The following is a 23,028-nucleotide window of genomic DNA, read 5'->3' as shown; positions in this document are numbered from 1 at the left end:
TTTCTAAATTCGTGATTAACAAATACATAATTACTATGGGAAAAGGAGACAAAAAATCAAGAAGAGGAAAAATCAATTCCGGAAGTTATGGTAAAAGAAGACCTAGAAAAGCCTCAAAATCTTTTACAGCTTCAGAAGAAAAATCTAAAAAATAATTAAAATAAAAAAGACCGAAGATTATTTCTCCGGTCTTTTTTTATGAAAATTAAATTAATTATTTACCTCCAAGAATATTGCCAAGGATGCTGCCTAGACCGCCGCCGCCTTGTTGTTGGTTTCCGCCTCCCAATACACTTCCCAGTATATCGTTCAAAGGATTTCCCGATGACTGAGACTGTGTACCTCCTCCTAAAACACTTCCAAGAATGTCATTTAAAGGATTAGACTGCTGAGCCTGAGCCTGGTTGGAAGCATTCCCGAGAATTCCTCCCAAAAGATCTCCGAGACCACCTGCCCCTACATTACTCTGCTGTTTCTGCTGTCCGATGTATCCCATTATTACAGGTGCCAGCATCGCCAGGATAGGACCTATTTTGTCTATAGAAATTCCTGTGTTTTGAGACAACTGGTTTTCAACAGTACTTTTTTGCCCACCAAAGATATGATCCAGAATAGATCCGCCTTCAGCCTGTCTTGCTTCAATCTGGGAAGCGTCATTTAAGATACTTCCATTATGGTCTTTATCTAAAGCATTATTTAAAGCTTCTGCTTCTTTAGCGTCCTGAGATTTATTTCTAAGGTAAGAAATAATAAGAGGTGTAGCCACTGCTAATAGGGCAATAACCTGATTTTTGCCGATTCCGAATTTGTTTTCAGCCTGTTCAGCAACCTGGTTGCCTGTGTTCCCTGTAAGTAGGTCAATTAAACTCATTTTTTGTGTTTATTTAGTATTAAGTAAACCAAAGTTATCAAAAAATATGCCTCATAAAATGACCACCTTTCATAATTATTGTTAAAGTTTTTTGATCTGCTCCTCTGTATAACCTTTGCTTTTTAACAGCTCTATATATTCTATTGAACTGCTGGTCATCCATTCAATGGTTTCAGGAGCCTGCTTCTTATCAATGGTGAACTCCAGAATGCCGATATTGTCATTCATCCATGGAAGTACATAATAATTTAGGCCACCTTTATACGCTTTAAATGCATGAAATTCTTTTCCTTTTTCGGTTAATAACAGGACTTTATAGACAAGAAGATATCCCACAGGAATCAATAAACATACCCATGAAAATTTTCTTAGACCGGCATATTTTGTTGAGGAAAGACCGTAACCGATTGACAACGCAAAAATTATATTGAATGGTAGAAAAAATACGTAATTATCTGATACAGCATAAAAGGTTGAAAACCCATATACACATACTGCTCCTGCCGTAAAAACAAAAAACATTTCTCTATTTTTCTTGTACAACATGAGGATTCCGGCTATTCCAAAATAAGTAAACAGATTGAAATTATATAAAAGATATCCCAAAGATTGAAAAAAATCTTTTACATATTGAAGGGTATCTTTTTTAAAAGAATCTTCTACCCAGGTTCCCCGTTCAGAACTATAAGCCGATTTAAAAGGAAGTCCCTGGGAAATATTCAGAATGAATAAAGAACTGAATAATACAATAAAAATTAATAGTGAAACCACTGCATATTTTTTTTCATTTCTGAAATAAAATAAGAAGACAGCCAAAGCAGGGATTAGGAGAATATTCTGAATATGCAGCCATAAACTGATTCCTAAAAATAAGCTGCTCAAAAGAATGTAGATTTTTTTCTTTTCAGTAAAGCTTTTGATCATTGAAAAGAAGAAAAGACTTACCCAAAGAGAATTATAAGTATATACTTCTATGATCTCCGCATTTCTCCAAAAGGTAAAGCTAAAACCAAAAACAAGAGCAGCTGTAAGGGATGCCCATTCAGTTTTTGAAATACTTTTTACAGTGAGATAAATAACAGAAACCGTAGCTGCACCCGAAGAAATAACCACAAACCTGCTTGCTTCAATGGCATTAATGCCCACCAGATTTTTGATTAAAATAACAGTGTTGATATATATAAAATGATTTATTGCCGTAGCAGTCGTTTCCAATACACCCTTTTCTGCACTGAACACAAACCCTATACAGTCGGCAAAAGGAATTTTTGAAAAACTTCCGAAATAATAGATACCAAAGAAAATAATAAACAAAAATACTGCTGATAAATATTTGTTCATATTAATTCTTTACGATAGGAACATTAGAACACGCTTCTCCGAACATCAGAGATTTTACAATGGGTTTTAACTGTTCTACCAGTTCTATATATGCATTTTCAGGAATATCTTTATCCGAACAGCCTTTTACCAGAACTCTTTTGCCTCTCATTTCCTCAAAATCATGAGTCTGGATAGCATTGTGCATTAAAATAACATCAAGATCCTCACGGCTTCCGAAGACTATTTTTTTTGCAACATCAGTAAGTTTTGCCGTCAATACAAAATAAGCCCAAAGCGGGATAATTGTATCTACCGAATTATAAATATATATGTATGAGTCTTTATATAGCTCAGTATCTATAGCTTCCACCTTTTCACGAAAATCTTTTTCTTTCAGGATCATTTCCTGAAAAAGAAAATCTTTAAGATCAATTCCCTTTCTTTCTCCTTTCGGAAGCAAAGTGGCAAGGTCAAAATTGATAAGGCCGCTTTCGGCAACTTTATTCCGGATTTCAAATTCTTCTGACATTTTTTATCATTATCTTTGAACAAATTTACGAATTAAGATCATATCTATTTTAATTTGTTCTCTATCCTTACTATAGAAATGAAGTATTACATTATTGCAGGAGAAGCTTCCGGTGATTTGCACGGAAGTAATTTGATGAAAGCCTTAAAACAAAAGGATCCGAATGCGGAGTTCAGGTTTTGGGGTGGCGATCTGATGAAAGCTCAGGGCGGAACACTGGTAAAACATTACCGTGACCTTGCTTTTATGGGATTTTTGGAAGTAGTGATGAACTTACGGACCATCCTGAATAATATAAAATTCTGTAAAGAAGATATTCAAAAAAACAGACCGGACGTTTTGATTTTGGTTGATTATCCAGGCTTTAACCTGAGGATTGCCAGATTTGCTAAAGAACTTGGTATTAAAGTCGTGTATTATATTTCTCCACAGCTTTGGGCATGGAAAGAAGGACGGGTAGAAACTATCAAAAAATATGTGGATGAAATGATGGTGATTCTCCCTTTTGAAGAAGATTTTTACAGAAAACATGGAGTTCATTCCCATTTTGTAGGTCATCCTTTGCTGGATGCTATTTCGGATCTGCAGGAAATCAGCATTGAAAAATTCAAATCGGATAACGGTCTGAACGAAAAAGAAATTATTGCGCTGTTACCGGGATCCAGAGAACAGGAAGTAGAAAAAATGCTTGAAATAATGCTTTCTGTAAGACCGCATTTTAAAAACTATCAGTTTGTAATTGCCGGGGCGCCAAGTCTTCCTAAAGAATTTTATCAGAAATATGTGGATGACAATGTACATTTTGTATCCAATAAAACTTATGATTTGCTGAGGTGTTCCAAAGCAGCTCTTGTAACTTCCGGAACCGCTACATTAGAAACCGCTTTGTTAAATATTCCTGAAGTGGTTTGCTACCGTGGAAGCAAAATTTCCTATGCTATTGCAAAAAGATTAGTGAAAAATATCAATTACATTTCTTTGGTAAACCTGATTATGGACAGAGAGGTTGTGAAAGAATTGATACAGAATGATTTGAATACCAAAAATTTGGTAGAAGAACTCAGTAAAATTATAGAAGGAGACAAAAGAACGCAGGTTCTGAATGATTATAGCCTTCTGAGAGAAAAATTGGGAGGGAAAGGTGCCAGTGACCATGCTGCTGAGGTGATATTAAAAGTATAGTTTTGCCGAAATTTTTGAGAATTTAATCTACTTTTTTAACTATGAATTATTGTAAACGTTTTCTGATATTGTTGGTATTTACATTGTTTTTCTCAAAAAGTGAAGCTCAGCAGAGCAGCCCAAGAGACAAAGTTCAGATATTCTACTATGGCTGGTATGGAAATCCTGAAACGGACGGAAGTTATCAGCATTGGAACCATGAAATCCTCCCTCACTGGAGTAATCCGAAATGGAACAATCTGGGACATCACAAAGGTGGAGATGATATTGGTGCTAATTTTTATCCCGCACTTGGAAATTACAGTTCCAATGACACAAAGATCATTGAAAAACATATGAAAATGATTAAAGAATCCGGAGTAGGAGTGGTTGTAGTCAGCTGGTTGGGAAAAGATTCATTCACAGATAAAAGTCTTATTAAATATCTGGATATTGCAGATCGATTTGATTTAAAAATTGCATTTCACATAGAGCCTTTCTATAAAAATACTTCAGAATTAAAAGAACAGCTTTCTTATCTTGTAAAAACCTATTCCCGTCATCACGCTTTCTATAAAAAAGAAGGGAAGCCGTTATTTTATGTCTACGACAGTTATAAAATTCCTAAAGAAGAGTGGGCTAAAATGTTAGCCAAAGATGGAGAAAAAACGGTTAGAAATACAGAGTTAGATGCTCTTTACATTGGATTATGGGTTGAAAAGGATGATGCGAAATTTTTTGAATCATCTGGATTTGATGGTTTTTACACCTACTTTGCCAGCGAAGGTTTTGTATATGGAAGTACAACGGCTAATTGGGATTTTATGGCCCAATACGCTAAAGATCATCATATGATCTTCATCCCTTGTGTTGGTCCGGGTTATTCAGATACCAGAATCCGACCATGGAATGAAGTCAACTTCAAAAGCAGAAAAAATGGAAAGTATTACGAAAACATGTTTGATGCTGCCATCAAAGTAAATCCGGACTTCATAGGAATCACATCCTTCAATGAATGGCATGAAGGAACACAAATAGAACCTGCAATTCCTAAAAAAGTGGGAGATTTCAAATATGAAGATTATGGGAGAGATCCCTTGTTTTATATCAAAGAAACGAAGCGTTTAACGGATAAATTTCTTAAAAAGAAATAACATACTTTCAAACTTTAATTCCAGAGCAAAAAATCAAGTGTTCTGTTGATCTCTTTGATCAGTCACAAAGCACTTATTTAGTTATTCAAGAGATAATACCTCATGGATTAATTATCTATTTTACAAGGATAATTAATTGAAATTGAACAGGCAGCCTCTTCTTATTCTGGTGATATGTTTTATTCTTGGAATTCTTTTTCAGGAGAAAATGTTGTTGACGGGCATTACATTGTATCTGGTTATTGTAATTTGTTTGATAATACTGGCTGCAATATGCTTTCATTCTTATTTTTTACATAAGATCAAAACTTTTTTGCTGGGACTTTTGTTCTTTGGAACAGGGATAATCCTTTATTTTTATAATACTTTTTCAGAGGATGTTTCCTCATTTGTAAAGAAAAAAGAAACAGTTACTTTTAAAATATCTCAAAAATTAAATACTACCGAAAAATATAAGAAATACGAAGGAACAGGACAGATAGAAAATATAAGCTTTAATGCTGTGTTTTATGTTCCCAAGGATAGTAAAGAGCTGGATTTTATTCATTATTATAAGGCTGATGCTTATGTAACACAACCTAAAGCTTCTCAGTATGATTTTCAGTTTGAGTATAGAAAATATCTGAAGAGAAAACATATTGACTATCAGGCTTATCTTTCAAAAGAAATTAAATCTGCAGAACGTGACGATTTAACTCCTGCAGACAAGCTGCATCAATATAGACTTATGGTTCTGAGAAATATTGATGAAACCGGAATGTCAGGAAAGACCAGAGAGTTTTTAAAAGGAATTATTCTGGCAGACCGTACAGAAATTGATGCAGGTACTGTAAAGGATTTTAATAAATCGGGATTGATTCACTTTCTTGCTATTTCCGGAACTCATATTGTCGTTATTTTCGGAATGTTTTACTTTTTGCTGATTCGTTTTATTCCTTTACAATTCAGAAAATATGCAGTCATTCTAAGTTTGGTGTTTATTTGGCTGTTTGCTGCTTTTATTGGATTTGGAAATTCAGTACTGCGATCCTGTATCATGCTGAGTGTCTATTTTATTTTTGTATTGCTTCAGCGGAAACCTGACCTGCTTCATTCATTGGCTTTATCTGCTTTTTTTATTTTGATTGGAGATACACAGCAGTTTTTTGATGTAGGATTTCAGCTTAGTTTTTTGGCTGTCCTGGGGATTTTTTGGTTGAATCAGCCTCTTTTGAAATATTTTCCAAAACAGGATAATTACCTTAAAAAACTCCTGTTTAATACCATTACAATATCATTATCTGCCCAATTGGCAACACTTCCTTTGGTGTTGTACTATTTTCATCAGTTTTCATTTATATCAATCATTGCAAACTTTGTTATTGTTCCGTTTTCAGAAATAATTATTGTTTTTTCATTCCTGATGACGGCTCTTATTTCTTGTGGAATTGACTTTGAACTTATAAACGGGATATATGATTTTATTATTCAGATTTTGTTAAAAATGATCCATTGGTTTGCTGAGGTTGACGTATTATTCTTTGACAACATTCCAATGAACGGATTGGAAGTGTTCTCAATGTTTGTGATTGTTTATTTATTAAGATCAGTCATTTTAAAATTTAGTGATGAGACTAGAAGATTGATGATGGCTGTTATTGTATTTCTGATCATAAGAACGGGAAGTAATATATTTGAAAATCAGAGCGAAGAGGTGCTGATTCATACATTTGGCAAAAACAATATTATTTCAATAAAAAGTGGAGATAAGGTCTGTTTCTGGATTCCGGATATGGAAAATAAGGCCAAGGTTTTACAGTTTGTGGTGAAGCCTTACTGCTCTTCAAGAAGAATAGATCATTTTCAGCTTAAAACCTTTTCAAATTCAGTTCAAAAAGTAGTTTTCAGAAGTAGGATTTATGATTTGAAATAATGGTTATAATTTATGCGTTTTCCTGCATTTATAATACATGAAATTCTTATTTAGAAAGATTACAAACTGTCTATTTGTGAGATTTCTCACTTTTCGATATTGTTAAACTTTCTTAATTTTGTAGAAATTCAAATTTAAACTTATATGGCAGGTTTAACGAGTTCTACGATAGGTAGAAAATATGCTATGGCATTATCAGCTCTATTTTTGCTGATTTTTCTTATACTGCATTTGACGACCAATTTGTTATCAGTTCTGAATAAGGATGCATTCAATACGGCATCTGATTTTATGGGCTATAATCCTTTTGTGCAGTTCTTAATGCAGCCTATTCTTGGTTTTGCAGTAATTTTCCATTTCATTATGGGATTTGTGCTTGAGATCAAGAATAATAAAGCGCGTCCGGTAAAGTATGCAGCAAACAATGCATCTGTGAATTCTTCATGGATGTCCAGAAATATGATTATTTCAGGAGCTGTTATTTTAGCTTTCTTAGCGCTTCACTTATATGATTTCTGGCTGCATGAAATCAATTACAAGTATGTAGAAGGATTGACTCCTGATGCAGAACGTTTCTGGCCGGAACTTCATGAGAAGTTTGCTGATCTTTGGAGAGTGGCTTTGTATGTGATCTCTTTTGTTTTATTAGGATTACACTTAGCTCACGGATTTCAGTCTTCTTTCCAGTCTATCGGAGCAAGACATCCAAAATATACGCCGGTGATCAAAGCTTTCGGGAAATGGTATTCAATCCTTATTCCTGCAGGATTTATCATCGTTGCAGTTTTTCATTTTATAACTCAATAATATCAATATACTAATATGAGTAAATTAGATTCAAGAATTCCGGGAGGTCCTCTAAAGGACAAATGGAAAAATCATAAAGACCATATGAACCTTGTTGCACCAAACAACAGAGATAAGATTGATATTATTGTTGTAGGTACAGGTTTGGCAGGAGGTTCTGCTGCTGCTACATTGGCTGAGCAAGGATACAACGTGAAAGCGTTCTGCTACCAGGATTCTCCAAGAAGAGCGCACTCTATTGCTGCTCAAGGGGGAATCAACGCAGCTAAGAATTATCAGGGAGACGGTGACTCTACTTACAGATTATTCTATGATACCATTAAAGGTGGTGACTATAGAGCAAGAGAGGCCAACGTTTACAGATTAGCTGAAGTTTCTGCAAATATTATTGACCAGTGTGTTTCCCAAGGGGTTCCTTTCGGTAGAGATTACGGCGGTCAGTTAGATAACCGTTCATTTGGTGGGGTTCAGGTAAAAAGAACTTTCTACGCAAAAGGACAAACAGGACAGCAGTTATTATTAGGAGCATACTCTTCAATGAGCCGTCAGATCGGTAAAGGAAGAATCAAGATGTACAACCGTCATGAAATGCTTGACCTTGTAATTGTTGACGGAAAAGCAAGAGGAATTATCGCAAGAAACCTTGTCACAGGTGAGATCGAAAGACATTCTGCCCACGCTGTAGTAATTGCTTCAGGAGGATATGGAAACGTATATTTCCTTTCAACCAATGCAATGGGATCAAACGTTTCTGCAGCATGGAAAATTCACAAGAAAGGAGCTTACTTCGCAAACCCTTGCTATGTACAGATTCACCCAACTTGTATTCCTGTTCACGGAACACAGCAGTCTAAACTGACTTTGATGTCTGAATCATTAAGAAACTCCGGAAGAATCTGGGTTCCTAAGAAAATTGAAGATTCAGTAGCAATCAGAGAAGGTAAATTAAGACCTGAAAATATTAAAGAAGAAGATAGAGATTATTATTTAGAAAGAAGATACCCTGCGTTCGGTAACCTTGTACCTAGAGACGTTGCTTCAAGAGCAGCTAAGGAAAGATGTGACGCCGGATTCGGAATCGAAAATAATGATACACAGGAAGGAGTTTACCTTGATTTCTCTACAGAGATCATGAAAAAAGGTAAAGAATCCGCTATCGAAAAACATATTCATAATCCAACAGATCAGCAGATCTATGACTTAGGTAAGAGCTGGGTTGAGGAGAAATACGGTAACTTATTCGTAATGTACGAAAAAATTACTGCTGATGATCCTTACAAAACTCCAATGAAGATCTATCCTGCAGTTCACTATACAATGGGTGGTGTATGGGTTGATTATAACCTTCAGTCTACGATCCCTGGATGTTTCGTAATTGGAGAAGCTAACTTCTCAGATCACGGTGCAAACAGATTGGGTGCTTCTGCATTGATGCAGGGTCTTGCTGACGGATATTTCGTACTTCCTTACACGATTGCAGATTACCTTTCTGCAGATATCAGAACAGGAGCTATTCCTACCAATTCTGGAGCGTTTGACGAAGCTGAAAAAGGAATTAAAGAAAAAATTGACTTCTTCTTAAACAATAAAGGAACTCATTCTGTAGACCACTTCCATAAGCAATTAGGGAACATTATGTGGAATAAAGTAGGAATGGGAAGAACTCCTGAAGGATTGAGAGAAGCAATCAAGGAAATTGAAGAAGTAAGAAACGATTTCTGGAAAAATGTAAAAGTACCTGGTGAAGGAGAAGGAATGAACACTGAACTTGAAAAAGCATTCAGAGTAGCAGACTTCCTTGAACTTGGACAATTAATGGCTATCGATGCACTACACAGAAATGAATCTTGTGGTGGACATTTCCGTGAAGACCATTCAACTCCGGATGGGGAAGCGGAAAGAGATGACGTAAACTACAAATACGTCGGAGCTTGGGAATATCAGGGTAACGATATCAACGCGGAAGTGTTGCATAAAGAAGAACTGATATATGACAACATCGAGGTTAAAACTAGAAGTTATAAATAATCTCCAACCTAAAATATAACATTATGAGTGCAAAAAAAGGCTTACATCTTACGCTGAAAATTTGGAGACAAAAAAATAGTAAAACTAAAGGTCAGTTTGAGACCTACAAAATATCAGATGTATCTACAGACTCTTCATTTTTGGAGATGCTGGATATCCTGAACGAAAATTTAATTAACGAAGGAAAAGAACCTATCGCTTTTGACCACGACTGTCGTGAAGGAATCTGCGGTATGTGTTCACTTTACATCAATGGTAGAGCTCACGGGCCGGATACAGGTATCACAACCTGCCAACTTCACATGAGAATGTTCAAAGATGGAGAAACTATTGTTATTGAACCTTGGAGAAGTGCCGCTTTCCCTGTTATCAAAGACTTGATGGTAGACAGAAGCGCATTTGACAGAGTAATGGCAGCAGGAGGTTTCATCTCTGTGAATACTTCTGGTAATACATTAGATGCTAACGCGATTCCGGTTCCAAAAGAAGATGCAGACAGAGCAATGGATGCAGCTGCTTGTATTGGATGTGGAGCTTGTGTAGCTACATGTAAAAACGGATCTGCTATGCTATTTGTTGGAGCTAAAGTATCTCAGTATGCATTACTTCCTCAAGGTAGAGTAGAAGCTAAGAGAAGAGTTCTGAACATGGTGAAAGCTATGGATGAGGAAGGATTCGGGAACTGTTCAAACACAGGAGCATGTGAAGTAGAATGTCCAAAAGGTATTTCTCTTGAAAACATTGCAAGAATGAACAGAGAATACATGGCTGCTCTTGTAGATCAAGGATAGAATTGATTCAAATACATAAAAAATCGCCTTCATTTTTGGAGGCGATTTTTTTATGTATGACGTTACCCTGTTAAAGTTTGTTAACTTATTGATGAGTTTTAGTCATTCTTTATTTAATAAGTATATATTTGGAGGGTAGTTGAATAGTTTTTTCTAAACTTTCAAATACAGCTTGCTATTCAAAAACAGATAGATAAAATAATAAAAATGTCCCCTTTGAATGGCAGTAATAAAATTTTCAAAAAAAATAATTAGTGTGAATTAACAAGCCCTAAAAAGCGTATTTTTGTGTAATATTAAAAATTGAAATGAAAAAATATCTTTTATTGTTTATCATCACAGCTTTTGTGATGTCTTGTTCAAAAAAAGTAGAAGTAAAAGGAAAAATTACTGGAAGCTCATCATTAGAAAGAATTGAATTTGTAGAGGCTTCAGGAGTAGGAACCCTGCCTTTGATTAATATAGGTTTAGATAAAGACGGAAACTTTTCAGGAAGCTTTGATGCTCCTAAAGACGGTATGTACGTAATCAACTATGCGGGCAGACAAAACCTGATCTATCTTGAAGGAGGACAAAAAGTGAATATTTCAGGAAACGGAACTACTTTCCCCAATGAATTTGTGATTACCGGAGATGCTAAGAAGAATAATGATTTTCTTACAGCAAGTCAAAAGTTCTTAGCTGACTATGGTACTAAAGTTAATATAGCTGCTTTAATGGGCGGAGATGAAGCTGCGTTTTTGAAAGGTATGCATAAAATTGAAGCAGATATTAATAAAAATGTAGATGATCTTGCAAAGAAAAATAACCCTAGTAAAGCGCTTTTGGAGTGGAAGAAAAATGATGTAAAAGTTACTATTCTTAATTTGATCGCCAACTATGAAATGTCTCACGGACCAATGTCTGGAAACCCATCTTACAAAGCCTCTAAAGCATTGAAAGATTACGAAACTCAGTTGGAAACAGATAAAGAAGCGATGGTGAAAACAATCCCTCTTTACAGACAATATCTTCTTGTAAAAATGACTCCGGATTTCCAGAAGTATGCAGAAGCAAACAGCAAAGGAAAAACAGGAATTACAACTTCTGAGATGTTTGCTCAGTATTTAAAAACAAAGAAAGATTTATCTCAGACAGCTAAAGACTACCTTTTGGCATTTGTAATGGCTCAGGCGGATATTCATCCTACGACACCGGCTGCAAACATTGACAAAATCAAAAAGATCATTGATTCAGATATTAAAGATGCTACCATTAAAAGTGACCTTTTAAAGATGCAGGTAGCTATTACAGGTCTTAAAATAGGAGATGTTGCTCCTGACGCAGCTTTAGCAAAACAAGATGGAAAGGCTTATAAGCTTTTTGAAAACAAAGGGAAACCTTATATGTTATTCTTCTATGCTTCATGGAACCCTTACATCAGCGAAGCTACAGTACCTGTATTAAAAGAAGTAGTAAACTTCTATAAATCTAAAATGAATTTTGTATTTGTAAATGTAGACGATACAAAAGACCAGTTTATTAAAACCAGCAATTCTCTTCTAAAAGGAGTGCAGGGAGTGAATGTTTACGGAGACGGAGGTCTGAACTCTGATATTGCTAAAAAATATGGTGTATACGGATTCAAATTACCTTGTTTTGTAATCATCGATAAAGATGGTAAAATTGCCAGCAGATCATTTGTAAACCTTGGTGAGCAGGAACTGGTAACTATCCTGGATAAGCAGACAGGTCTTTCAGCTCCAAAAGCAGAACCAATGCAGATGCAGCCACAATTACAGCTTGATCCTTCTGCCGCTCAGCAGCAAGCTCCACAGCCAGCAAATCCACAGCCGGCTCCAACAAAATAATAAACTTTAACACAGTATAGAAACCTTATCTTCGGATAAGGTTTTTTTTATTGTATTTTTGCAAACTGGAACGTAAAGTTTCAATTAGAAAATAGAAAATTTTAGAATGAGTAGGAAGAAAAAAAGAGATTTAATTCTTGAAAATATAAAGTTATTGACTGCCGGAGCAAAAGGCGTGGCAATAGGAAGAACAGAAGAAGGAAAAGCTGTGATGGTTTCAGGAGCAATTCCGGGAGATATTGTGAATGTAAGGGTGAAGAAAGCAAAGTCAAAATATTATGAAGGCGAAGCAGTTGAAGTTCTTGAAAAATCACCTTACAGAGTTGATCCTAAATGTATTCACTTCGGAACTTGTGGAGGATGCAAATGGCAGAATATGAGTTACGAAAAACAGCTTGATTTCAAACAAGAAGAAGTATATAACAATATTAAAAGAATCGGAGGAATTGATGACTTTGAGACGGTATCAATTCTGGGAGCTGAAGAACAGTATTTTTATAGAAATAAAATGGAGTTTTCTTTCTCCAATGCAAGATGGCTTACTCAATACGAAATTAGTTCAGAAGAGAACTTCGGAAGTAAAGATGCTTTAGGTTTCCATATTCCGGGGATGTGGAGCAAAATTCTTGACTTGAAAGAATGTTTCCTTCAGGAAGATCCTTCCAATGCAATCAGACTCGCTGTGAAAGAATACAGTGTCAATACGGGTCTGGACTTCTTTGATGTAAGAAATCAGGAAGGTTTCTTAAGAACCCTAATGATGAGACAAAACTCCAAAGGAGAATGGATGGTTCTTTTCCAGCTTTACAGAGAAGAAAAAGAAAACAGAGAAAAGCTTTTTGAATTCTTATTAGAAAAATTCCCGCAGATTAAAACATTAGTTTATGCTATTAATCCTAAGCAGAATGACTCCATTTATGATTTAAATATCAATGTATATTTTGGAGAAGGTTACCTTATGGAAGAAATGGACGGACTGCAGTTTAAGATAGGTCCGAAATCATTCTTCCAGACCAACTACAAACAGGCCTTGGAATTGTACAGAAAGACACTGGAGTTCGCAGATCTGAAAGGAGATGAAGTGGTATATGACCTTTATACAGGAACAGGAACAATTGCACAGTATGTAGCGAGAAATGCAAAGCAGGTAATTGGAATAGAATCTGTGCAGGAAGCTATAGACGCAGCTATAGAACACGCAGCGTTGAATGGTCTTACCAACTGTACTTTCTATTGTGGAGACATGAAGGATATTTTCAATGACGAATTTATGGCTACGCATCCGAAAGCAGATGTATTAATTACAGACCCGCCAAGAGACGGAATGCACCAGAAAGTAGTAGAACAGATCTTAAAACTTTCACCTGAAAAAGTAGTTTATGTAAGTTGTAATTCAGCGACACAGGCCAGAGACCTTGCCTTAATGAAAGAACATTATACTTTAGTGAAAATATTGCCGGTAGATATGTTCCCGCAAACACACCATGTTGAGAACATCGCGTTGTTGATTAAAAAATAATTTTATTTAAATTTGAATTTCAAATCTTAATATGAAGTACTTTAAATTTCTCATAGCGATCTGCTTTTTAGGAATGCTTTTTTCCTGTGGAGGCGATGATGATATCTGTGAAAGTGGAGAAGGAACTCCCAGAATGAAGGTAGGTTTCAGAACACTTGCAAATGGAAAAGATACCACCATAGATACATTGTATGTTGCAGTAGATTACGGAGCAGGAAAAGTAGATCTGGGAAAACTTGCCAATATTGATTCCCGGTTGATTCCTTTACGCGTGGACCAATCACCCTATACAGATGTTTATTTCAGAACCAGATTCAAAGGTCCTGAGTCTCATGTAAGAATCAGCTATGGTACGAAGTCTACCTATGTATCTCCGGGATGTGGAATCAAAAAGTCTTACGAGAATTTAAGTTCAGAATTAGTAACTCCGAATCCTGTTCAGAAACTGGAAGCCGGACAAAATCAAATAGAGAATGAAGACAAGACTAATCTTTACCTTCTTTTTTAGTTTATTGGGGATAATAAGCTGGGCACAGGACAAGAAAAAGGAAGCGGAGAAAAAGGTTCACGAAAAGTATGAACCCAATTTTATGGTTGGCCTTGATGTACTTAATACAGGAGTAGGTTTTTTTTCTGACAGAAAACTGTATCAGGGATTTATTTCTTCAAAAGTCAGAGGGAATCTCCATGCTGTTGCAGAGGCAGGTTTTGAAAAGAATGTGTATCAGAAAAATGGTTATGATGCAAAAGCAAGCGGTCCTTTCGTGAAGTTGGGTGCATTTTATATGCTTGCAAAAGATGCAGAGAACGAGTTCAACGGATTTTATGCCGGAGGAAAAGTTGCCGGATCATTTTATAATCAGGAATATATGGCAATTCCTGTTCGTGGATTTGGAGGAAGTAACTCTTCTGAAGCCTTTCCTTCCTCATCGCAATCATCTTTTTGGCTGGAAGGTACATTAGGAGGTAGAGTGCAATTGTTTAATTCTAACTTCTATATCGATGTGAATCTTCAGCCAAGATATATGGTATATACTTCCAAGCAGGAAAATATTTCTCCAATGATCGTTCCTGGCTTTGGAAGAAGTTCGTCAAAGTTCAATATGGGATTTGCATGGAATATTGCTTATAAGTTTTAGAAACACTAATACTTAACTTTTAACATAGATAAAACACAAACTTTAGATCACTCTAAAGTTTGTGTTTTTTTTAATGAATAGGCTTATTAAATATGTAATATTAAAAAATATAAACTTATTTTATTCGTTTGAGTTATAAAATGGCTATATTTGGCGGAAATTATAATTGTGTTTTAATTTATGAAAAGAGTATTTACTGCTTTAATGTTTACTTTTATAGGAGGGGCAGTGTTCGGTCAATGGACACCAACTTCTTTTAAAAAAGTAGATGATAACAAAAGAAGTACAGGATTTAGAGTAGATCAATCTAATGTAAGAGGTAACGGGTACTATAAATTAGACCTGAACTTACTGAGATCTCAGCTAAAGAATGCACAGGAAATGGGTACAAATGCCACTCCTGTAGTGATTTCTCTTCCCACTATGAGCGGGAAGATTGAAAGATTTAATGTATACAGTTTTCCAGTAGTTGTAAAGGAACTGGCAGACAAGTATGAATTAGGATCTTATGTTGGAACAAGTGTAGAGGACCCTACCAAGTATTTAAGATTTAGTATTGCTCCTAATGATTTTCAGTCGATGATCATTCATGGAGGTAACTATGAGTTTATTGATCCGGCTTCTGCAGATAAAACAGTTTATGCCGTTCATCCTAAAACTAAAAAGGATAAAAGTGGATTCTTATGTTCTACAGAAGAATCTCCTGCTGCTAAAAAGGAAATAGATGCCTTATTAAAAAATGGGCAGTCATTCTCAAATCAGCCAACAACCTTCAACAAGAGTTCTGATAAAAAATTCAGAACAATGAGATTGGCAATGTCAGTTACAGGTGAGTATACTCAGTACTTTATGGGACTGGCTGGTGTACCTGCTACAGCTACAGATGACCAAAAAAGAGCGCCTGCTCTTGTTGCGATCAACAACACTCTAACAAGAGTAAACGGAGTTTTTGAGAAAGATTTTGCTTTGCATTTGAATTTACAGAACTTCCCCGGTGTAATTTATATTGACCCGGCTACAGATCCATATTCTGCTGCTTCAACAGGAGCGGGAGGAGCATGGAATACACAGCTACAGGGTGCTTTGACAGCCAATGTAGGAGATGCCAACTATGATATCGGACACTTGTTCGGTAAATCAGGAGGTGGAGGAAATGCAGGATGTATCGGATGTGTATGTATCAATCCTACCACTGCAGTTCCTAAAGGAAAAGGTTCAGGATTTACTTCTCCGGCAAATGGTATTCCATCAGGAGATAGCTTTGATATCGACTATGTTGCTCATGAAATGGGGCACCAGTTAGGAGCTAACCATACTTTCTCTCATAATATTGAAGGAAGTGGTGTAAATATGGAACCTGGTTCAGGAACTACTATTATGGGATATGCAGGTATTACTGGACCTAATACGGATGTTCAGCCTAATTCTGATCCTTATTTCCATAAAGCAAGTATCGGTCAGGTTCAGGCTAACTTAATTGCAAAAACGTGTGACGTAGAAACTACAATTACCAATAATCCACCGGTAGTTACAGATTTACCAACATATAATATACCTAAGGGTACTGCTTTTGTTTTAACAGGTGGTGCTACAGATCCTGAAAATGATCCAATGACTTATTCTTGGGAAGAAGTTGATGATGCATCAGTTTCTATTAATAAGTTTAACTTAGGAAATACAATGTCAGGAGCTTCGTTCAGATCTGCTGTTCCAACTACGAATCCAGTAAGATACTTCCCTAAATTTACATCTGTAATGAATGGAGTATTGAATAATGCAAACAATACTTGGGAAGCGGTATCAACTGTAGCAAGAACAACAAACTTTGCATTAACTGTTAGAGATAATAACCCTAATGTATCTCAACAGCAGTCAGCTTTTAAAGTTCAGACGGTTGTTGTAGGAGATAACGGACCTTTCAGAGTAGCTAACCAATATGCTGATGTGAATACTCCAACTCCAGTTCAATGGATTGTTGCCAATACAAATGCTGCTCCTTATAATGTAGCTAATGTAAAAATTGATTATACTACAGATAACGGAACAACTTGGACTGTATTATCTGCTTCAACACCTAATGATGGTTCTGAAAACTTTACATTCCCTTCTTCATTGAATGGTCAGACTATTAAAGTAAGAATTTCTTCAATTGGTAACATTTTCTACGCAGTAGGGCCTGTTAGTATTGCACCTCTATCTTCATGTAGCAGTGCTGCTCCAACGAATGTAGTGGTGAGCAATATTACAGTATCTTCGGCTACCGCATCTTGGATGTCTTATACTGGAGCAACTTATAAAGTACGTTACAGAAAGGTAGGTACAACAGTATGGACTGAAGCTGATACTACAGTTCCTTCAATCAACTTAAGTAATTTAATTGATGGTACAACATATGAAATTCAGGTTGCATTAGTTTGTGGTACTACGGTAGGTACATATTCAGCTTCTCTAAACTTCAGTACTCCTGCACTTGAATATTGTGCATCTGCTTCAACTAGTGCAGACTATGAGTATATTGCCAATGTGACACTTGCGAATGTAAATAACACTTCAGCAAATAGCACATATACAAACTATACAACAAATACAGCACTTCAGGCCAACTTGGTAAAAGGAACTTCTTATCCTATTTCTGTTACTGTGGGGAACTCTGGTGGTGCGGATTATGATACGGTAGCTGCATTTATCGACTTTAACAAGGATGGTGTTTTCAGTGATTCAGAAAGAGTATTGAATTATCCTGTAACATTAACGCAGCCATCAACTGTAGTGAATGGAACGGTTACAATTCCAGGTAATGCAGTAGAAGGACAGCCATTAAGAATGAGGGTTGTAGCATTCTATGTAGGTGCTGGAACTGGTGGTGGTAACATTGGTTTATCATTACCTACAGATTATATATGTGGAGAACTTTTCGATGGTGAAGTTGAAGACTATAACGTAGTAATTACTAGTAACCTTGCTACTTCTGAAACAGCTGTTAAAAATAACGGTATTCAGATTTATCCAAACCCGGTAAGTGATATTCTAAATGTTACTAAAGTTTCAGATAAAGCTACTTATAAAATATATAGTGCTGCTGGACAATTAGTAGATAGAGGAAATATCAATAATGGAAAAGTGAATGTTTCAACTTTAGTTAAAGGTGGTTATGTTATTACAATAGATGATAAAGGAATTGAGCAATTCAAATCCAAATTCATTAAAAAATAAAGTTAACTTTTAAATATTAGTAAATCCCCGGGCTTTCCCGGGGATTTCTTTATTAAAAGCATAAGTAGAGATATTGTTATATTTTTACAAAAAAAACCTAAATGCACCTATAAATTAATAATAAAAAATGATTAGATTTGTATGATTAATATTATAATGAAAACATTATGAAGAAATTCTTTACCTCTTTAATTCTGTTTCTCTGTTTGATCTGTACAGGCTTTGTATCCAAAGTCTCAGCTCAGGCAGGCCAGATCGGGACAGGAACGGGTACCTCAGTGTATCTCCCCATACGTTCCTATTATGGGTATAGTTATTCCCAGCAGATTTATACTGCTGCGGAACTTACGACTGCTATTGGTACGTCGAACTATATCACGGCTATAAAGTTTTATTCCACCACCGTTGCAACCTCTCAGGCTGTATATAAGGATTGGGTGGTATACATGGGGAACACAACCCAGAATAACTTTGCCTCCAATACAAACTGGGTCCCTTTAAGTTCCCTGACTCAGGTGTATGCCGGAGATTTACCAACCTTAACAAATGGAAACTGGGTAACTCTTCAGTTGGCTACTCCATTTTTATGGAACGGGACAGACAACCTTGTGGTTGCTGTAAATGAAAAAACTCCAGGTTATGCATCTTCGCCAGGTACGGCTTGGGGATCGTATAATGCAGGAGCAAACAGAGGGATGATCTATTACGAAGATTCTGCAAACCCAGATCCTGCAGCACCTCCTGCAGCAAAAGACAGACTTGCGGATATTCCTAGAATACAGTTGGAAAGCCACCCGCTGCCAGCTTGTTCTACAGCTCCACCTACCAATATTTCAGTTTCAAACATAACAACAGTATCCGCTAATGTAGGCTGGTATCTTTCTGCAGGTGCTACGTATGTTGTAAGATACAGACTTGCATCAGGTGGACCATGGACAACAATCAATGTGACAACTCCTTTGGTTGGAAATCAGATTATCACCGGATTAACAGAGCAAACCCAATATGAAGTTCAGGTAGCTACTGTCTGCGGGGGTACTCAGGGAGCATTTTCTTCCAGTATAAACTTTACAACTCCGGCACTTACTTACTGTAATTCAGCTGCTACAAGTACTTTTATTGATGGATATATAAGCCAGGTTGCAGTTAACGCGCAAGGGGCTCCTTCAATGACGAGTAACTCTGATCAAAGTGGTTATACAGATTATAGTACAGATCCTGCAAGATTAGTTACTTTGGTAAGAGGTGGTACTGCTACTGTTTCTGTAGCAAAAACATGGCCCGGTTACCAATATAGCTTCTTAACAGGAGTTTGGATTGACTTTAACCGTAATGGTGTTTTTGAAGCTACTGAAAGAGTCTTGACTTCTCCAAGTAATACAACAACGCCGGTTACGGCCACATTCAATATACCAACTGCTGCAGGTGGTGCATATACCGGAAACCTGACTACCAAAATGCGTGTTGTAATGAATGAATATAGTCCTATTAATGCTTGTGGAACGTATTCTTATGGTGAAACTGAAGATTATGCTGTAAAACTTATAGATTTATCAGCATGTACTACAGCACCACCGGCTAACATTCAGGTAAATAACGTAACTCCTTCTTCAGCTAACGTTACTTGGACGTCAACTACAGGAGCTACTTATATTGTAAGATACAGAGTTTCTCCTTCAGGTGCATGGCAGCAGATTGCTGTAAATACACCTTTAGTAAGTAACCAAATGCTTACAGGATTATTAGAGCAGACTGCATATGATGTTCAGGTAGCTACTATTTGTGGAGGTACTACAGGTGCATTCTCTCCGACAGTAACCTTTACAACTCCAGCTCTTACTTATTGTACGGCAGGTCCTACAAGTAATACTGCTACAAGCGGATATATCAATAATGTAACTGTTACTCCTACGAATACTCCTATCATGTTGAGTAATTCAGGATCGGATAACTATAAAGATTATACACCAGACCCTACAAGAGTAGTTATATTTGAAAGAGGTTCTGCGAATAATAAGATTTCTGTAAATAAATACTGGCCAGGTTCTCCTACATCTTATGGAGTTTCAGCTTGGGTTGATTTTAACAGAAACGGAACGTTTGAAACAAGTGAGAGAATTCTCAATACAACCTATAATACAACTACTCCGGTAACAGCAACTTTTGCAGTACCTACAGTGGCGAGTGGAAATGTATATACAGGAACTCTTCCTACCCGTATGCGTGTAGTGATGAGATACTTTGATAATGCTAACCCTTGTGGAACATTTACTCAGGGAGAAGTAGAGGATTATGCAGTGAAATTTGTAGATTCTCAACCATGTTCAACAGCTCCTCCAACAAATATTACAGTAAACAATATTGGTGCAACTACTGCAACAGTATCATGGGTTGCAACAGTAGGAGCTACTTATAATATTAGATGGAGAACTACTCCTGGTGGAGTTTGGCAGACGGCTACTGTGCCAGCTGGTCAAAACTTCTATGGAATCACTGGTCTTACAGAGCAGACGAATTATGAAGTTCAGGTTTCTACAACTTGTAATGGTTCTACAGGAGCTTATTCATCATCAGTAACATTTACAACTCCACCGTTGTCTTACTGTCAGATGACAGGTACCGGAACGAATGACCATATTTCAAATGTAACGGTAACCTCTTCAAACCTTGGAGTTCCTCCAATGAACAATACTTCAGTACAGACTAATTATACAAGCTACACAACTCCTGAGACTCTTATTACTTTAGATGTTGATTCTCAAAATAATAAAATCTCTGTAGCGAAAGGATGGACTGGAGCAACAGGAAACGATGCTGTAACAGCATGGATTGACTTTGACAGAAACGGACAGTTTACAGATGCTGAGAGAATTTTAATTTCTCCGGCTAACACAACTACCCCTGTTACTGCTACATTTGCCGTTCCTTCAACATCTTATACAGGTCCGTTGACAACTACAATGAGAGTTGTACTAAAACGTACAAGTGCTCCTGTAATGTGTCAGAATGCAGTAGATGGAGAAGTAGAAGATTACAGAGTAAGAATCAGACCTTGTAGCAATGCAACTCCAAACGCACCTACATTTACGACTACTCACACAACAGCTACTGTTACAATTACAGGAGCGGGCGTAAGTTATGTAGTAAGATATAGAGTTCAGGGAACAACGACATGGACACAAGTTTATGCTTCTGCACAATTAGGAAACCTTCCGTTAGTAATTAATAACTTGACACCTGCTACTACTTATGAAGTTGAAGTTGCAGCAATTTGTGGAGATATTGTTGGTACAGCTACCCCAATCAAGACGTTTACGACAAGATGTGATCCTACTCCTCCGAACGTGACGGTAGGTAACATTACTCCAACAACAGCATTGATTACTTGGGCGCCGCTTGCAGCAAGTTCTACTTATACAATGAGATGGAGAAAAGTAGGTACTACTACATGGAACCTAATTAGTTTACCTGCAGCTCCTGCAAATACTTATGTGTTAGGTAGTGTAACTCCATTAGAGCCGTTCACTACTTATGAAGTACAGATTGCTAATCAGTGTAACGGAGAAACTACTCTGAATCCATACTCTAACCCTAAAGTATTTACAACAGAAAGAATATGTGAAATTCCGCCTCCAGGATTAACAATTACTCAATTGCTTCCTACATCGGCAGCAATCCAGTGGGATCCTTTCCCTGGAGCAACTTATGTTCTTAGATATAGAAAAGTAGGTATTCCAAGCTGGACAGAAGTACCATCATTAGTTAATAACCTCGTATTAACAGGTCTTACAGAATTAACTAAATATGAAATGCAGGTGGTGAATATCTGTAACGGTACACCAGGAAACTATACTCCTCCATATTACTTCACAACTCCTACAGTAATTTACTGTCAGATGCATTCAGGAAGTTCTACGGGTGAGCATATTTCTAAAGTTACTGTGAAGCCTACCGGTAAGAAAACAATGGAGAATGAATCAGGAGCATCAACATATACAGATTATACAGGAGTTCCTAAAACATTCATCGAAATGATCCAGGGATCAACAGATAATGAGATCATCATTGAGAAGAAGTGGACAGGAAATACGTATAACGAAGGAATCGCAGTTTGGATCGACTTCAACAGAAACGGAGAATTTGATATCAATGAAAGAGTATTAAGCTCTCCACCAAATACGGACAGCCCTATCTCAGGTAAATTTAATGTTCCTGCAGATGCGTTTGTAAGTATGACAGATTACAAATATGTAGTAATGAGAGTAGCAATGGAAAGAGACGGTATTCCTGTAAACTGTACGAGCTTCAAGAACGGAGAAGTAGAGGATTACACCGTAAGAATCTCTAAACCGGTTGTTGCTAATCCAATTGATCAGACAGGTATCATGATTTATCCTAACCCGGTAAGCTCAATCCTGTTTGTGAAAAATATCAGCAAGAGAGCTAAATATAAGATCTACAATGCTGCAGGACAGGTAATCGCTGACGGTATCTTATTAAACAGCCAGATCAACGTAAGCAGATTGATTAACGGTGTTTATGTTATTGATATCGATGATAACGGTAAAACTGTTCAGAAGAAATTTATCAAAGAATAAATAAACTAAATTTCAAATAGAATAAGCCTCCAGAAATGGAGGCTTATTTTTTTTATATAATATTTTCTCCAAGAAGTTTCTTTTGAACAATAAAAACTTTCTCGACATTTTGAAATATTAAAACAAACATTTC

16 protein-coding genes are annotated in these 23,028 nt (G+C 36.5%); 13 read left to right on the top strand and 3 right to left on the bottom strand.

All coding sequences use genetic code 11. From position 1 onward, the window contains the following. Positions 1–35: 35 nt before the first annotated feature. Positions 36–155 (top strand): 30S ribosomal protein THX, encoded by a 120-nt coding sequence (locus FW780_RS11430; RefSeq protein ID WP_076594948.1) that lies wholly within the window; start codon positions 36–38, stop codon positions 153–155. Between the two features lie 59 nt (positions 156–214). Here FW780_RS11430 and FW780_RS11425 read toward each other — a convergent pair whose 3' ends face one another. The 3 genes from FW780_RS11425 to FW780_RS11415 all read right to left on the bottom strand — a co-directional run bounded on the left by FW780_RS11425 (position 215) and on the right by FW780_RS11415 (position 2,723). Beyond that, positions 215–871: a DUF937 domain-containing protein gene (locus FW780_RS11425; protein WP_149833677.1), complete on the bottom strand. Its 657-nt coding sequence runs from the start codon at positions 869–871 to the stop codon at positions 215–217. 81 nt (positions 872–952) lie between these two features. Beyond that, positions 953–2,212, bottom strand: coding sequence for a protein O-mannosyl-transferase family (locus FW780_RS11420; RefSeq protein ID WP_149833676.1), 1,260 nt, complete (start codon positions 2,210–2,212; stop codon positions 953–955). Between the two features lies 1 nt (position 2,213). Continuing rightward, complete coding sequence (locus FW780_RS11415; protein WP_149833675.1) at positions 2,214–2,723, bottom strand: DUF2480 family protein; 510 nt, start codon at positions 2,721–2,723, stop codon at positions 2,214–2,216. Positions 2,724–2,801: 78 nt separating this feature from the next. On the opposite strand from FW780_RS11415, the gene lpxB reads away from it, so the two are divergent. The 12 genes from lpxB to FW780_RS11355 all read left to right on the top strand — a co-directional run bounded on the left by lpxB (position 2,802) and on the right by FW780_RS11355 (position 22,895). Further along, a complete protein-coding gene (gene lpxB, locus FW780_RS11410; RefSeq protein WP_149833674.1) occupies positions 2,802–3,905 on the top strand; it encodes a lipid-A-disaccharide synthase in 1,104 nt (367 codons plus the stop codon). Positions 3,906–3,946: 41 nt separating this feature from the next. Beyond that, positions 3,947–5,038, top strand: a complete 1,092-nt coding sequence (locus tag FW780_RS11405) for a glycoside hydrolase family 99 protein (protein ID WP_149833673.1) — start codon at positions 3,947–3,949, stop codon at positions 5,036–5,038. A 169-nt stretch (positions 5,039–5,207) separates the two neighbouring features. Next, positions 5,208–6,950, top strand: coding sequence for a ComEC/Rec2 family competence protein (locus tag FW780_RS11400; RefSeq protein WP_241676901.1), 1,743 nt, complete (start codon positions 5,208–5,210; stop codon positions 6,948–6,950). A gap of 144 nt (positions 6,951–7,094) precedes the next feature. Then, entirely contained in the window at positions 7,095–7,757 is a 663-nt protein-coding gene (locus FW780_RS11395) for a succinate dehydrogenase cytochrome b subunit (protein WP_047386045.1), read from the top strand. Between the two features lie 15 nt (positions 7,758–7,772). Then, entirely contained in the window at positions 7,773–9,785 is a 2,013-nt protein-coding gene (locus tag FW780_RS11390; RefSeq protein ID WP_149833671.1) for a fumarate reductase/succinate dehydrogenase flavoprotein subunit, read from the top strand. A gap of 23 nt (positions 9,786–9,808) precedes the next feature. Then, positions 9,809–10,576, top strand: coding sequence for a succinate dehydrogenase/fumarate reductase iron-sulfur subunit (locus tag FW780_RS11385; protein WP_002976316.1), 768 nt, complete (start codon positions 9,809–9,811; stop codon positions 10,574–10,576). Positions 10,577–10,884: 308 nt separating this feature from the next. Further along, on the top strand, positions 10,885–12,426 hold the full coding sequence (locus tag FW780_RS11380; protein ID WP_149833670.1) for a TlpA family protein disulfide reductase: 1,542 nt from the start codon (positions 10,885–10,887) through the stop codon (positions 12,424–12,426). Between the two features lie 106 nt (positions 12,427–12,532). Further along, positions 12,533–13,945: a 23S rRNA (uracil(1939)-C(5))-methyltransferase RlmD gene (rlmD, locus tag FW780_RS11375; RefSeq protein ID WP_149833669.1), complete on the top strand. Its 1,413-nt coding sequence runs from the start codon at positions 12,533–12,535 to the stop codon at positions 13,943–13,945. Positions 13,946–13,976: 31 nt separating this feature from the next. Continuing rightward, the gene (locus FW780_RS11370) at positions 13,977–14,453 is read left to right on the top strand and encodes a DUF6452 family protein (RefSeq protein ID WP_149833668.1); all 477 of its coding nucleotides are present in this window, start codon (positions 13,977–13,979) and stop codon (positions 14,451–14,453) included. Further along, positions 14,419–15,084 carry a DUF6048 family protein gene (locus FW780_RS11365; RefSeq protein WP_149833667.1) on the top strand — a complete coding sequence of 222 codons (666 nt, stop codon included), beginning with the start codon at positions 14,419–14,421 and terminating at the stop codon, positions 15,082–15,084. Before FW780_RS11370 ends, FW780_RS11365 begins: the two co-directional genes overlap by 35 nt. A gap of 180 nt (positions 15,085–15,264) precedes the next feature. Beyond that, entirely contained in the window at positions 15,265–18,297 is a 3,033-nt protein-coding gene (locus FW780_RS11360; protein WP_149833666.1) for a reprolysin-like metallopeptidase, read from the top strand. 167 nt (positions 18,298–18,464) lie between these two features. Beyond that, a complete protein-coding gene (locus FW780_RS11355; protein ID WP_149833665.1) occupies positions 18,465–22,895 on the top strand; it encodes a GEVED domain-containing protein in 4,431 nt (1,476 codons plus the stop codon). Positions 22,896–23,028: the final 133 nt, after the last annotated feature.

This window comes from Chryseobacterium sediminis (assembly GCF_008386505.1).
Lineage (GTDB): Bacteria > Bacteroidota > Bacteroidia > Flavobacteriales > Weeksellaceae > Chryseobacterium > Chryseobacterium sediminis.
The sequence above is the reverse complement of the archived record's forward strand: the minus strand, read 5'-3'. Positions and strand labels throughout refer to the sequence as shown.

Bases quoted from the DNA above. Each gene is read 5' to 3' on its own strand.
- FW780_RS11430 (WP_076594948.1), top strand. From the start codon at position 36: ATGGGAAAAGGAGACAAAAAATCAAGAAGAGGAAAAATCAATTCCGGA.
- FW780_RS11425 (WP_149833677.1), bottom strand. From the start codon at position 871: ATGAGTTTAATTGACCTACTTACAGGGAACACAGGCAACCAGGTTGCT.
- FW780_RS11420 (WP_149833676.1), bottom strand. From the start codon at position 2,212: ATGAACAAATATTTATCAGCAGTATTTTTGTTTATTATTTTCTTTGGT.
- FW780_RS11415 (WP_149833675.1), bottom strand. From the start codon at position 2,723: ATGTCAGAAGAATTTGAAATCCGGAATAAAGTTGCCGAAAGCGGCCTT.
- lpxB (WP_149833674.1), top strand. From the start codon at position 2,802: ATGAAGTATTACATTATTGCAGGAGAAGCTTCCGGTGATTTGCACGGA.
- FW780_RS11405 (WP_149833673.1), top strand. From the start codon at position 3,947: ATGAATTATTGTAAACGTTTTCTGATATTGTTGGTATTTACATTGTTT.
- FW780_RS11395 (WP_047386045.1), top strand. From the start codon at position 7,095: ATGGCAGGTTTAACGAGTTCTACGATAGGTAGAAAATATGCTATGGCA.
- FW780_RS11390 (WP_149833671.1), top strand. From the start codon at position 7,773: ATGAGTAAATTAGATTCAAGAATTCCGGGAGGTCCTCTAAAGGACAAA.
- FW780_RS11385 (WP_002976316.1), top strand. From the start codon at position 9,809: ATGAGTGCAAAAAAAGGCTTACATCTTACGCTGAAAATTTGGAGACAA.
- FW780_RS11380 (WP_149833670.1), top strand. From the start codon at position 10,885: ATGAAAAAATATCTTTTATTGTTTATCATCACAGCTTTTGTGATGTCT.
- rlmD (WP_149833669.1), top strand. From the start codon at position 12,533: ATGAGTAGGAAGAAAAAAAGAGATTTAATTCTTGAAAATATAAAGTTA.
- FW780_RS11370 (WP_149833668.1), top strand. From the start codon at position 13,977: ATGAAGTACTTTAAATTTCTCATAGCGATCTGCTTTTTAGGAATGCTT.
- FW780_RS11365 (WP_149833667.1), top strand. From the start codon at position 14,419: ATGAAGACAAGACTAATCTTTACCTTCTTTTTTAGTTTATTGGGGATA.
- FW780_RS11360 (WP_149833666.1), top strand. From the start codon at position 15,265: ATGAAAAGAGTATTTACTGCTTTAATGTTTACTTTTATAGGAGGGGCA.
- FW780_RS11355 (WP_149833665.1), top strand. From the start codon at position 18,465: ATGAAGAAATTCTTTACCTCTTTAATTCTGTTTCTCTGTTTGATCTGT.